We start from the raw sequence: 13208 nt of genomic DNA, 5'->3' as shown, positions 1-13208 counted from the left end.
CATAAATAAATGAAAAAAGGAATGAGATTATGGGTTCAGGATTAATTACCGTATTTTTACCAATTGCACTCGCAATTATTATGGCTGGTTTGGGTCTAGAGTTAACCATAAATGACTTCAAACGCGTACGACAACACCCCAAAGCCGTCTTTATCGCATTATTTTGCCAACTGGTTATTTTAGTCGGTATTGCATTTATTATTTGTAAGGTTCTTGCTTTACCACCAATGCTTGCTGTTGGATTAATGCTCCTTTCTGCGTCACCGGGCGGGCCAACAGCTAATTTATTTAGTTATCTCTATAAAGGGGATATCGCTTTAAATATTACTTTAACGGCTATAAATTCGGTCATTGCTGCCTTTACACTTCCATTAATCGTGAATTTCGCAATACAACACTTTATGGAAAATGGGCAAAATGTAGGATTGCAATTCTCTAAAATCATACAAGTTTTTCTTATTATTTTAGTTCCCGTTGGGATCGGGATGTTAGTCCGTCATTTTGCACCGCATACGGCCGAAAAACTCAATAAACCTGTGCGTATCTTTGCTATCGTTTTTCTCGTATCGATCATCATATTAGCAGTTGCACGAGATTATCAAAATCTGATGACGTATATTGGGCAAATTGGATTGGCAACTTTGCTGTTTTGCGTATGTAGTTTAATGGTTGGCTATTTTGTCCCACGATTATTGGGTGTAAATAGCTTTCAGGCAAAAGCTTGCGCGTTTGAAATTGGAATTCATAACAGTACCTTAGCCATGACCATTGCTTTTACAGTAATGGCAAGCAGTATGGCCGCTATGCCAGCAGCAGTTTATTCATTATTTATGTACATTGTTGCTGCAATCTTTGGCACATTGTTAAATCGTCTAGAAAAGAAAGAGATCACACAAATATCAACCAAAACGTACTCAAAGAATCTTCAATAATATCGGACAGATAAAGGTATTGTTTATAGGTTGAATTAAAAGAGGAGGCCAACACCTCCTTTTTTAGTCTCAAAATTTAAAATATTTATGCCCGAGCAAGCGCAGTCATAATAAAAAGAAAGCGTTAGAGTGCTGTTATAAAAGCAAATTGTTAAGCCAATATTTAAGGTTTTCCTTAATTATGTAATTAAATGAAAAACAATAATTTAATTAAATAATTTCTAGCCAATTTCACATTGACAGCTCAAATATTGAAGATTACCATTTGCGGGCTGGCCTACATTGCCAGTCGGTTTTGACGGACCGATGATTCGACCACATCAGGATTATTTCTTCTGAGGAATAGTCTTGTGTGCACACCTCGTTCCCTCCCGTAGCGGTAGGACGGGAGTGGGACACCTTCGGGTGTGCTGGATGTCGAACCCAGTCCGTCAACCTGCTTCCGTTCTGCCACCATAATTTATAATGCTTTGGCAGAACTCCCAAAAGAAGGAGTTGGCTATGCACATTCATAAATTATTGGCACTCACTGTCAAAATCTATCTCGACACAACTTAAATCACTTTAAAGAAACTTGATTGCCTATAGGCTTTTCAGGCTTTAAATCGTCACGACCAAAAACTTAGCAACAATAAAACTTGAGATGTGCCAAGCACAGTCTTTACGGCTTTGCTGTGCCTTTTTTTCTCCCAGAAAAGGCACAGGCTTTTTTATCTCTTTTAGCAACAACAAGAATTTATAATGGTAAAACGATGCCAACTTTAGAAAGATCTTCCAAAAAATTACAGGTTCTTCATACAGCAATAGAGCTGTTCAATCTCTATGGATTTCACAATGCGGGTGTGGACTTAATCATCAAAAAATCCAAAGTTCCTAAAGCCACTTTTTATAACTACTTTCACTCAAAACAGCGACTTATTGAAATGTGTGTATCCTTTCAAAAAAGCAAACTCAAAGAAGAAGTGCTGGCAATTATCTACTCAAGCCGTTACCGAACCTCAAGCGATAAACTCAAAGAGATTATTGTTTTACATGTCAATTTTAATAGCCTGTACTATCTATTACTTAAAGCCATTTTTGAAACTAAACACATTTACCCGCAGGCCTACCGCATAGCGCTTGAATATAGAAAATGGCTGCTTAAAGAGCTTTTTGATCTGGTTTTTAGTTTGGAAACTCACGCATTAAAACCAAGTGCTGACATGGTTTTAAATTTGATTGATGGATTGATGTTTCAGATTTTAAGCTCAAAGAGTTTGGAGGAAAGGGATGTGGTTGTGGGGAGGTTTTTTACTATGAATTGAACATGGTTTTAGTTGTTTGGTTTTTGAGTATATTTAACAAAATCAAACATATATTAAAATAAAATTATTTAGAATTATTTCATCATAATTTGGGAATTTGCTTATGAAATTGTTAGGAATATTATCTATCCCTTTTATTATCTCTGCCTGTGTTACTAATCAGAATGTGCAAAAGGAAGAGACCCCAGAATGTATGAATTATCATGCAATGATGACAGCACCTATGCCAGCAGATGCAATGGAAAACTTAAAAAAAGCCTGTTACGAATCTAGAAAATAGCGTTGAGCATTTATATTTAAAAAAATTTATTAATACGAGAATATTAAGTTAAAAAATAACTGCTGACTGTTCTTATTTTTGCAACTTAAGTTCTTATTTTAGTAGCTTGTTTTAATCTTTCGAAATCAGAAATATAAGAATGTTTTTATCAAGTATAGAACATTTAATTTAATTGTATATCTGAGGTTTCGAATGAAAAAGATCTTTTTAAATACCACACTACTAGGCTTAATGTATTTGAACATAAGTCATGGAGCCAATGCTCAAAGTACGATAGATATTCCAGAAGCTCCCTCTACTGTAAATGCGGTTTATGTTTCCCAATCGAGTAATAAAGCTTTAAATCCATCGGAAAAAATTGACCGTCTATATAACCGAAATCTTCAGCAAGAGTATGTACTGCAACGTATGACAGAACATACTTATTTTTTTCAATCTCAATTTTATGGAACGATGTTTTATGTAGGTGAAAAAGGAGTACTGTTATTTGACCCAGTTGAAAATGCTGGAGAAAAGATTTTAAAAGCGATCTCAGAAGTAACAAAATTACCTGTTACAACAATTGTCTATTCGCATGCGCACGCTGATCATATCAGCTCAGCTCCAGTAATTGTTGAAGCTTCTAAAAAGGCAGGTGTCAAAGTACGTATTATTTCATCTGATGCTACAGCAGAGCTTTTAAACCGAATTAAAAGTAAATTACCAAAACCTACTGAAACAATTCCTTTTAAAAATGGTAGTTTTAATTTTGAAGGGGTGAATGTTCAAGTACATGGTTTCAAATATGCAGCACATACTGCCGATACAGGTGTTTGGTTAATTCCAAGTGAGAAAGTTGCACATATTCCCGATCTAATAAATGCCGATCAATTACCTTATTGGGGTTTCGCTGGTGCTGAAGTTCCTCTTTATTTTGAAGAAAATTTAAAAGAATTAAAAAGTTTAAATTGGGTATTTCTGAGTGGTGGCCATGGAAATGTTGGATCTAAAGCTGATGTAGATTTCTATTTAGAATTCCTAAAAGATATGAAACAAGCAGTGGGCCAATCATATGGGGTAGTGCAGTGGGGAGTAGGAGCTCCTGATCCTCAGAAAACAAATTCACATATGGCCCAGCTACCAGCATATCTTGATGCAATAGGTAATCAGGCAACTGAATATTTACGACCAAAATATGGACAATATTATGGGTTTGAAACTTCAGTTCCAAAGAATGGTGAAATCACAGCTTTATTAATGTATGCCTATCAATAGTAAAAAATGTCTATACCTAAAATCGGGTATAGACATTTTATATATTTATTTTAATTAAATATCCTGCATTTCTTTGAGTAGAGGAGGAATTTTTTCGATTAAGAAATCAAGAAAAACCTTTGATGCTGGTAAAGCACCGCTCCGAGATGGAAAGATTAAATGAAAATTTCCAGTTGGAAGTTCCCATTCAGGTAAAACGACGATAAGTTTCTTTTCTAATATCAGGCTTTTGCATTTTAATAAAGGCAGCAAAGCAATACCTTTTCCATCGGTAGCTAAACAATTAAGCAAAGTTAAACTTGCAGCTTTGATAAATGGTTTTATAGGCAAACTTACATTTTCATTAATAGTTTGATTGCTAAAGAACCAAGTTTGATTTTCATTTTCGATATTACTTAACAATTTATGCTTACTTAAATCGCTAGGATGCGTAGGTGTACCATATTGGTTGAGATATTGTGGACTGGCGACTAATACTGATTGTGTATAACCAAGATGTCTCATCACTAAATTGTGATCGCTATCTAAGTTCTGTCGAATACGGATCCCAATATCGACAGATTCTTTAAGAATATCAACCCTCTTGTTGGTAACAATAAATTTGATTTCTACTTTTGGGTATCTATCCATAAATTCAGGAAGAATGAGAGGCATAATTCTTTCTGCAACATCTATAGGAATGCTTACAGTAATTGATCCAATCGGCTCGCCGCGTAACTGATCTATTAAGTCATAAACAGTTTGCGCTTCTAAAAGCATTGATTGTACATATTGATAAATCTGCTCGCCGATTGCAGTAAGCTTAATTTGTCTTGAGTCTCGTTGTAATAATTTAACGTTTAAATTTTTCTCTAAATTTGAGAGTCTTCGGCTTAATTTTGATTTAGATATACCTGTTTTTTGTTCTACTTTACTTAGACCACCATGTTCGACAATTAAAGCAAAAATATATAAATCATTTAAATCTTTCATCGGTGTTTTAACCTTAATGAACCAATAATTTATCTTACTTCGAACTTTATCTTTGTTGGTTGCATTTTTTGCAACATATGTTCCCGATTATAGGGCTTAAGTGGCAAATATAAAACGAATAAACTCATTTCACGACTTAAAACCCTTATAGGTATGAAATGAAACTTTTACATTTAGACTCAAGTGCTCTCGGTGAATTCTCGGCTACTCGGGAGATTGGGCAAGCAGTAGTTCAAGAGTTAAAAAAACATGGTCCTTTAGAGGTAACCTATCGCGATTTGCATGTAGAACCACTTCCACATTTTTCAAAACACTTTGATAGTTTGAGTGAAGAAGCACAAGTTGATGAACGTATTCTTCAACAATTTGAAGAAACAGATATTTTTGTACTAGGGGCACCGATGTACAACTTGAGTATTCCCACCACTTTGAAAGCATGGATTGACCGAATTTTAATTGCAGGTCGGACTTTCAGATATACAGAGAATGGGCCACAAGGCTTAGTTTCAGGTAAGAAAGTTATTATTGTGAGTGCTCGCGGTAGTGCTTATGGTGATCAATTTCCTATGGATCATCAAGAATCTTATTTAAAAGATATTTTTAATTTCTTAGGTATACAAGACGTATTTGTAGTACGTGCTGAAGGAATGGCTTTTCCAACTCGTTCTCAATCAATTAGTAAAGCAATTAATAGTATTCCACAAATGTTTGCTATTCCTGCTCCAAACTGAGAGAGAATAATTATGACTAGAATTAATAACGCAATCGAAAAAATTATCCAACATCCAAAAGTATTTGGATTTGCATCACTTCTAATGCGGGTAATGATATCTGTAATTTTTGTCTTATCCGGATTAGGAAAGATATTTCAATATTCGAGTAATGCTGGATATATGGAGTCTATGGGAGTGTCATCTGCATTATTGCCATTAGCAATTCTGGTTGAGTTTGGAGGTGGTTTCCTTGTATTGATTGGCCTTCAAACGCGACTTGCAGCATTTCTATTGTTTGGTTTCTCGTTAGTGGCAGCAGTGCTATTTCACAGTGGTTCTGATATGAACAGCCAAATTATGTTTATGAAAAACATTTCAATGGCTGGAGGTCTACTGGCTCTTGTTATCTTTGGCGCAGGTGGCCTGAGTGTAGATAAGAAACTTAAATAATTTCAGAAAGGTAAAGGTACATATTTGTATTTTTACCTTTATTTTTCTATTTAAATAATGGTTATTATCAATGAGATTATTTTTTTATCCTCATGCCTGTTCAATGGCGATTCATATTGCTTTAAAAGAAACAGGGCAAGTATTTGATACAGAGTTTGTAGACTTATCAACAAAAGTCACTGGATCCGGATTGGATTATTTAAAGATTAATCCTAAAGGGGCAGTTCCAGCACTTGGACTTGAAAATGGTAAAGTCATAACTGAAGTTACAACAATACTGACTTATTTAGCTGACTTGGTTCCAGAGAAAAATCTAATACCCAAATCTAGTTCTTTTGAACGTTATGAAATGATGAGTCTATTGTCATTTATTAGTATGGATATACATAAAAATTTCTCTGCTTTTTTCTACAAAGAAAAGATTGAGTCTTGGATTGAAGTATCCAAACACAAGTTATCAAGAAGTTTTGATTTTATTGAAAATAAACTTCAGTCAAATCAGTATTTAAATGGCAATGAAATCTCAATCGCAGATTTCTATTTCTTTGTAATGCTACATTGGTGTGACTATTTTTCTATAGACTTAGAGAAATGGCCTAAAATTCTCAATTTGAAATATAACTTGGAAAAAAGAAGTTCTATACAAGAAGTTCTAAAGTTTGAATCAAGTTTGTCGCAATAAATTTTATGTAAAAAGAGGAACATCCGTATGTTCCTCTTTTATATTTTATAGTCATAAAATAGATTATAGAAATAACGTATTTTGTAGAATGAAATTTAAATAAATAATTTAAAAATAAATTATGTTATAGCTTGCATTTTATTGATTAAATTTGGCATTTTTTCAATTAAAAAATCGAGAAAAACTTTAGATGCTGGAAGTGCTCCACTTCTAGGTGGAAATATTATATGAAAATTTCCTTTAGGAAGCTTCCATTCAGGTAAAATAACTATAAGTTTCTTTTCATTTATTAAATCTCGGCATCTGATAAGAGGGAGTAAAGCAATACCTTGGTTATCTTGTGCTAATGACATGAGTAATGTTAGGCTTGAAGCTTTAATAAATGGCTTTATACTTGTATTTAACTTTTGTTCTAAATTTTCAAAAAACCAAATCTGATTTTCATTATCCAGGTTGTTGCTTAATAATTTGTGATTATTTAATTCATTTGGATGTTTAGGTATTCCATACCGTTGAATATATTCAGGGCTAGCGACTAAAACGGATTCAAGATAGCCTAAATGTCTCATTACTAAATTGTTATCAACTTCTTTGCTAGAGCCGACCCTAATACAAATATCTATTGATTCTTTTAATATATCAATTTTTTTATTAGTCACTATAAAGTTTATTGCAACTTTAGGGTATTTCTCCATAAATTCTGGAACAATCAAAGGTAATTGTCTTTCTGCAACTCCAATTGGAACACTCACATTAATAGTACCTATTGGCTCCTCTTGACATTGATCAATTAAATCATAAACATTTTGAGCCTCTTTAAGCATAGATTGAACATATTGATAAATTTGTTCGCCAATAGCAGTCATTTTGACTTGTCGAGAGTCCCTTTGTAGTAATTTAATATTTAGATTTTTTTCTAATGTAGATAATCTACGGCTTAATTTGGATTTGCTTATACCAGTTTTTTCTTCAACTTTGCTTAATCCACCATGCTCTACAATTAGGGAAAAAATGTATAAATCGTTCAGGTCTTTCATAGGGGCTGCATCAAAAATTAAGATTTTTATTTTTCTATAATATGCTTATTTTTTTGTAATTTTACTGAAAATAAGTAATACCTAGAAAAATAAATGTATATTTTAGTAGAGTATTTTTTAAGAAATTTTTGTGTATCTATTTGTTTTTTATATATGATTTTTACCATGTATTTTGAGAGAGTGAAAGATATTTTTTAAATACATTTTTATAAAAATATTAATATAAACTATTGTTATTTTTTATTTATTTTTTTATGTTGCAAAAAATGCAACATATAATTTCATTTTTAGCGATAGTTTAGCTTTTTAAAAAAATTATAATTAATAGTGTCTTTGTAAAAGTATTTGTCTGTAGAAAAATCTATCTTCTACTGTTTTTAAGCATTATTCACACTCTCTATTCCTTTAAAATTCACCTAACCTTTCGCAAATTTTTTAAATCTAGATACTGTGACTGTGAATAGAAATTATATACGGTGATTTTAAAGATATGGCTTGGAATTATGTTTAAAAATAATTTAAAAAGAGGTAATAATGGGCTCTAAATCTATAGGGAGTGCAAGCTTTTTTATAAAAGCTTATGCAGTGATACAGTTATTGTTTGCTCTGACTTTGTTTGGTGGTGGAGCATATTTAATAATATTAAATGGATCTTGGTATTACTGCATTACTGGATTATTACTCATAATATCAAGTATATATCTATATCTAAACAAGATTATAGGCGCTAAAATCTTTGGCATAGTTTTTGTGTACACACTCATTTGGACAATTTGGGAGTCTGGTACAAGATTTTGGGGCTGGATACCTCGTGTAGCGACCATAGCTGTATTCGCATTTTTTTTATCTTTACTCCTGCCATATATTGCGCATGGTATACGAAAAAGAGTTGCTTATAGTTTTACCGGCTTTATTGTTACATGTTTTGTTATAGCAGGTGCATTAGCATGGTATCCCTATTTCACTTCTCTCGATACAAGCCAAATTCCTCAAAATACTTCAAATGTATACCATGCGGATAGTACTCAACCAGATAGTGATTGGCGGTATTATGGAAGAGATGCGCAGGGAACCCGTTTTTCACCCACTAATCAAATTAACCCTGAAAATATTAATCAGTTAAAACAAGTCTGGGTAACGCGTACAGGAGATATGCCTCCTGTAGATAAAAAAAATAAATGGGCTGCCCAAACAACACCAATTAAAGTCAATGATGCTCTTTACTTGTGTACTGCTACCAATAACATGCTGAAATTAGATGCGCGTACTGGTAAGAAAATTTGGGAATATAAGCATAATTTAGCTTATGAAAAATTACCGTCGACCGCAGTGTGTCGCGGTGTCACGTTCTATACTTCAAAAGTAATTCCTGAGAATGAAATATGTCATGAAAAGGTGATTGAAGGCACACTAGATATGCAACTTATAGCGGTAGATGCAAAAACAGGAAAGGCATGTCCCCAATTTGGTACAAATGGACATGTTAACTTGCTAGAAGGGATTGGTCATACAGTTCCAGGATTCATGGCTGTTACATCGCCACCCCCTGTAGTAAATGGAGTAATTGTAGTCAACCATAAAGTTCAAGATAACCAACGCCGTACAGCACCATCCGGGGTAATACGTGCATACGATGTTGATACTGGCTCTCTTAAATGGGCTTGGGATGTAAGACAACCAAATCGACATGGATTACCTCCAAAAGGTGAAACCTATAGCCGTGGTACGCCTAACTCTTGGACAGTTATGACTGTTGATGAAAAATTAAATACAGTCTATGTTCCAACAGGAAGTTCGGCCCCCGACTACTATAGCGCTTTACGTACAGAAGAAGAAAATCAAGTTTCTACCACAGTTGTTGCATTGGATGCTCAAACAGGGGTAAAAAAATGGAGCTTTCAAACTGTTCATAAGGACGCATGGGATTATGATTTAGGATCACAAGCAACTCTACTTGATTATAAAGATCAATCAGGAAAGATTGTTCCAGCGCTCATTATGCCAACAAAAAGAGGACAGACATTTGTATTAAACCGAATTACAGGTAAACCCATTTCAAAAGTTGTCGAGCGCCAAGCTCCTAAATCTGTTATTCCAGATGATGTGCGTTCGCCTACACAACCATGGTCTGTAGATATTCCTCGATTAGGGTTTTCAGATTTAACAGAATCAAAAATGTGGGGCATATCACCAATTGATCAAATGCTTTGTCGTATTAAATATAGACAAGCATATTATGTGGGTGAATTTACTCCTCCTACGGTTAATAAACCATGGATTCAATATCCTGGATTTAATGGTGGTAGTGATTGGGGAAGCATAGCCTATAACCCTAAAAATGGTATTTTGATCGCTAACTGGAGTAATACCCCAATGTACAACCAGTTGGTTGCAAGAGCTAAAGCAGATCAAGAAGGTATTTTACCGATGGATGATCCGAAATTTAGTGCTAAGAAAAATGGCTCAATTGCAGCAATGGCTGAATCTCCTTATGCAGTAAATGTTCAACCATTCTATGCTCCAATTACCAATGTGCTTTGTAATGAACCACCATATGGAATGGTTACTGCTATTAATATGAACACCAAGAAAGTGATTTGGCAAAAACCTTTGGGAACTGCAGAGCACAATGGTCCATTTGGATTGCCAACATATTTACCTATTAATATTGGTACACCTAATAATGGTGGGCCTATTATTACAGATGGTGGAGTTGTATTCGTTGCTGCTGCAACTGATAACCGTTTGCATGCCTTTGACAGTAAAACTGGTAAGTCGATCTGGAGTGCCAAATTACCTGCGGGTGGACAAGCAACACCTATGACTTATTCTATTGATGGAGAGCAGTATGTTGTTATTGTTGCAGGTGGCCATTACTTTATGCAAACACCGCCCGGTGACTATGTAGTTGCTTTTAAACTAATGAAAAAATAAATTTAAAATCTTTTACCAAGTTCTATTTTTTAGAAAAAGAGGCCATAAAAGGTCTCTTTTTTCTTAGTTTTACTGCTTGAGGTGTGGTGGCATAATTGGGCGGCACCGCATACTTAAAGCCATTTTTGAAACTAAACAGATTTACTCGCAGGCCTACCACATGGCAATTGAGTATAGAAAATAGCTGCTTAAAGAACTTTTTGATTTGGTTTTTAGTTTGGACACTCATTCATTAAAGCCCGATGCCAATTTGTTTTTAAACTTAATTGATGGCTTGATGTTCCAGATTTTAAGCTCAAAAAGTTTGGAAGAGAGGGATGTGGTGGTGAGGTTTTTTTGTTCGGGTACATTAATCAGTTATTTTTAGCTGAGAATAAGCTGTAAATTGATCATTGGCTTAATACACCGCTAGAGAATTTTATAAAAAATAATCAGGAAATTGTAAACAAAAAAAGCGCTAACTGGGAAAAGTTGGCGCTTTGGATTTAAAAAGAATTAGACCATAATTAATGTAAAAAATCAGTTGTAAAAAAGTATATAATTTGTTGAATAACAATTATTAAGTATCTTGCTGAAGATTAAAAATACAATTATCTTTACTCACATGTTTGCAAACATAATAACTTTAACTTTATGAAAATTAATATTTTTAGGAATTTTCTATGTATATTTTAAGTGAGAACGGGCAAGAAGCCTTTTCTAAATTTATGTCAAATCTAGTTACTCAATCAGTATTAGGTTCGATTTGCTTATTATTACTTTATCGAGCTGTTCATTTACCTATCTGGACTTATCAGTGGTTAGTTTTTTGGATATTTACTTTAGCAATTATCAGTTTTTTATTTTTCTGGTGTTTCTCTAGCTTTATGCAATTTATTAAACCATTAAATAATGAATTGGATGAGCGAATTAAAAGTTTGGGCATTCCAATGAATAAGAAAGATACTTTAAAACAGACTTTTATTAATTTTTTTAAGAGAATTTATCTATCATGGAAACATGATAAAGTAATTTTTTGGCAAGTAATGCGACTTTTTGTCGCTATAGAAGTGCCTGCAATCTTTTTGTTCCTAGCTTCTGCAATAGGAGCAGTTCAAATTGCCGCAGCTCTTGGATGGTAATAGTAAATAATTTCCATTAAAGAAAAGATGGCCTTCAAATGAACCAGATTCGAAACTACCTTCGATAATAGTATTGTTATGTGTCCCTTTAAAAGATTTAGCTGGTAAATAAATACTAAAGCTCATATTATTTAGGTTATTCAATGATTTATTTAATCCTAGCATTTATAAAAATATGAGTAAACGTAACTATAGGTAAAATATGATAAAAAGATATTTAGTAAAAGGACTATTTGTTTTAACTCTTGGCATGTCTGTCTATGGAAATGATAAAGTTCCAAGTACTCATATTTCTAAATCAGCGCCAAAAGATCTAACAGCAGAGGCACGTATAAAACTTTATAAAAATGGTTCATTTGAGGTAGTTCTTACTAAGAGTAGTGGTGATCTAGAGCAAGATGAAAAAATTTTAAAAATGATAAGAGCTGCAAACTTTATGAAATTTCAGGAAAAGCTGAATCTTAGATATAAGAATCTGGATTATCCAGTTTACTTCACTCAACCATTTATAATTACTCCAGCTACAGACGAAGTTAAAACCGAAGAATAAATCTTTTTTGCGTTATATTGGATGCGATGTAAGTAAATTGCACTACTGACCTTAAAGAAAGCTCACAAAGATATGGGCTTTATTTATTACATAGTGCTTAAAAAATATACAGAAACCACCCTAAAACGAGTTGGAACGCTACAAACGCGAATGATACTTTAAGTTTCACTCTTCCCAATAAGTGAGGTGAGCAATGAAATTGTTAGCTTTGATTAGTATGGGAGTTGCAGCGAGTTATTGGTATAAAACTATAAAAGATAGCAAGCCAACTCTTCTGAAACCTAATTTTGATGAAATAGTAAAAAACTTTGTATTAGCAGAATTTAAAGCCTAATGCATATTAATAATCCCAATTAAATAAAAAGCTCATCGGAAGATGGGCTTTTTTTATTGTAATAGTGTTTATTGAGTTTGGAGCAAGTTGGTATTTATAATTGCTCCAAATTTTTAAATACAAATGGCAAATGACAACTACAGTAAGACTTAATCATACATCATCTTCTGGAACTAAAGGAGATGGACGTGATCAGAAAGAAAAATTTATAGATTATTGTGAATATAAGTATTTTCTACCTGATAGTCAGAAATGGGGTGTTTCAGTGAAAACTGAATTAACTCAAGCAGAAATAATAGAAAAGCAAAAATGCAATGACGCTATCAATAATCCTTTCACATCAGAATACTATCTTTTGCTTTGTCTCATAATTATTACGATTATATTTTTCACTTTTTGGAATATGAAAGGTTATCTTTCTATAAGAAGAAGGGAGCAAGAGACAGGAATTAAAGCGAATATATCATTTGAAATGAAAATCATATGTTTAGTTTCATTCTTTCTTACTCTCATTGTCGCGGGAGTATTGTACGCTCTCTATTTTCTATATCTTAATTATAAGTACCAGTATTAAATTAGTTAAATTAGTCAAACATATTTCACTAAAGAGAGCCCAGCTAAAGACTGATTGTTAGCAGGGCTTTT

At 33.4% G+C, this 13208-nt stretch carries 14 protein-coding genes and 1 pseudogene; 13 read left to right on the top strand and 2 right to left on the bottom strand.

All coding sequences use genetic code 11. The features are described 5' to 3' along the window. Positions 1-29 precede the first annotated feature (29 nt). From B806_RS0118890 to B806_RS0118875, 4 genes are all read left to right on the top strand, one after another. On the top strand, positions 30-932 hold the full coding sequence (locus B806_RS0118890; RefSeq protein ID WP_000534580.1) for a bile acid:sodium symporter family protein: 903 nt from the start codon (positions 30-32) through the stop codon (positions 930-932). 752 nt (positions 933-1684) lie between these two features. Continuing rightward, on the top strand, positions 1685-2236 hold the full coding sequence (locus B806_RS0118885; protein WP_017403368.1) for a TetR/AcrR family transcriptional regulator: 552 nt from the start codon (positions 1685-1687) through the stop codon (positions 2234-2236). Between the two features lie 103 nt (positions 2237-2339). Continuing rightward, positions 2340-2516 carry a hypothetical protein gene (locus B806_RS19910; protein ID WP_017403367.1) on the top strand — a complete coding sequence of 59 codons (177 nt, stop codon included), beginning with the start codon at positions 2340-2342 and terminating at the stop codon, positions 2514-2516. A 192-nt stretch (positions 2517-2708) separates the two neighbouring features. Further along, positions 2709-3770 (top strand): MBL fold metallo-hydrolase, encoded by a 1062-nt coding sequence (locus tag B806_RS0118875; protein WP_017403366.1) that lies wholly within the window; start codon positions 2709-2711, stop codon positions 3768-3770. Between the two features lie 54 nt (positions 3771-3824). Here B806_RS0118875 and B806_RS0118870 read toward each other — a convergent pair whose 3' ends face one another. Beyond that, complete coding sequence (locus B806_RS0118870) at positions 3825-4742, bottom strand: LysR substrate-binding domain-containing protein (RefSeq protein WP_000654049.1); 918 nt, start codon at positions 4740-4742, stop codon at positions 3825-3827. A gap of 158 nt (positions 4743-4900) precedes the next feature. Between B806_RS0118870 and B806_RS0118865 the strand changes: the two genes are divergently transcribed. The 3 genes from B806_RS0118865 to B806_RS0118855 all read left to right on the top strand — a co-directional run bounded on the left by B806_RS0118865 (position 4901) and on the right by B806_RS0118855 (position 6587). After that, a complete protein-coding gene (locus B806_RS0118865; RefSeq protein WP_017403365.1) occupies positions 4901-5473 on the top strand; it encodes an NAD(P)H-dependent oxidoreductase in 573 nt (190 codons plus the stop codon). A gap of 12 nt (positions 5474-5485) precedes the next feature. Then, positions 5486-5905: a DoxX family protein gene (locus tag B806_RS0118860; protein WP_017403364.1), complete on the top strand. Its 420-nt coding sequence runs from the start codon at positions 5486-5488 to the stop codon at positions 5903-5905. Positions 5906-5975: 70 nt separating this feature from the next. Then, on the top strand, positions 5976-6587 hold the full coding sequence (locus B806_RS0118855; protein WP_017403363.1) for a glutathione S-transferase family protein: 612 nt from the start codon (positions 5976-5978) through the stop codon (positions 6585-6587). A gap of 119 nt (positions 6588-6706) precedes the next feature. Here B806_RS0118855 and B806_RS0118850 read toward each other — a convergent pair whose 3' ends face one another. Then, entirely contained in the window at positions 6707-7624 is a 918-nt protein-coding gene (locus B806_RS0118850) for a LysR family transcriptional regulator (protein WP_017403362.1), read from the bottom strand. Between the two features lie 534 nt (positions 7625-8158). Here B806_RS0118850 and B806_RS0118845 point away from each other — a divergent pair. The 6 genes and pseudogenes from B806_RS0118845 (at position 8159) to B806_RS0118820 (ending at position 13137) form a co-directional block, all read left to right on the top strand. Continuing rightward, positions 8159-10558, top strand: coding sequence for a membrane-bound PQQ-dependent dehydrogenase, glucose/quinate/shikimate family (locus B806_RS0118845; protein WP_025466713.1), 2400 nt, complete (start codon positions 8159-8161; stop codon positions 10556-10558). A gap of 109 nt (positions 10559-10667) precedes the next feature. Continuing rightward, positions 10668-10925: pseudogene (locus tag B806_RS20150) on the top strand (TetR family transcriptional regulator); the annotation flags it as partial. Between the two features lie 295 nt (positions 10926-11220). Continuing rightward, positions 11221-11679 (top strand): hypothetical protein, encoded by a 459-nt coding sequence (locus B806_RS0118835; RefSeq protein ID WP_017403359.1) that lies wholly within the window; start codon positions 11221-11223, stop codon positions 11677-11679. 202 nt (positions 11680-11881) lie between these two features. Continuing rightward, positions 11882-12229 carry a TonB C-terminal domain-containing protein gene (locus tag B806_RS0118830; protein ID WP_017403358.1) on the top strand — a complete coding sequence of 116 codons (348 nt, stop codon included), beginning with the start codon at positions 11882-11884 and terminating at the stop codon, positions 12227-12229. A gap of 193 nt (positions 12230-12422) precedes the next feature. After that, positions 12423-12563 carry a hypothetical protein gene (locus B806_RS0118825; protein WP_000770264.1) on the top strand — a complete coding sequence of 47 codons (141 nt, stop codon included), beginning with the start codon at positions 12423-12425 and terminating at the stop codon, positions 12561-12563. A gap of 130 nt (positions 12564-12693) precedes the next feature. Continuing rightward, the gene (locus B806_RS0118820) at positions 12694-13137 is read left to right on the top strand and encodes a hypothetical protein (protein ID WP_228132072.1); all 444 of its coding nucleotides are present in this window, start codon (positions 12694-12696) and stop codon (positions 13135-13137) included. Positions 13138-13208 lie beyond the last annotated feature (71 nt).

This window comes from Acinetobacter sp. TG2027 (assembly GCF_000302435.1).
Taxonomy (GTDB): Bacteria; Pseudomonadota; Gammaproteobacteria; order Pseudomonadales; family Moraxellaceae; genus Acinetobacter; species Acinetobacter pittii.
This window is presented reverse-complemented; position numbering and strand designations above follow the sequence as displayed.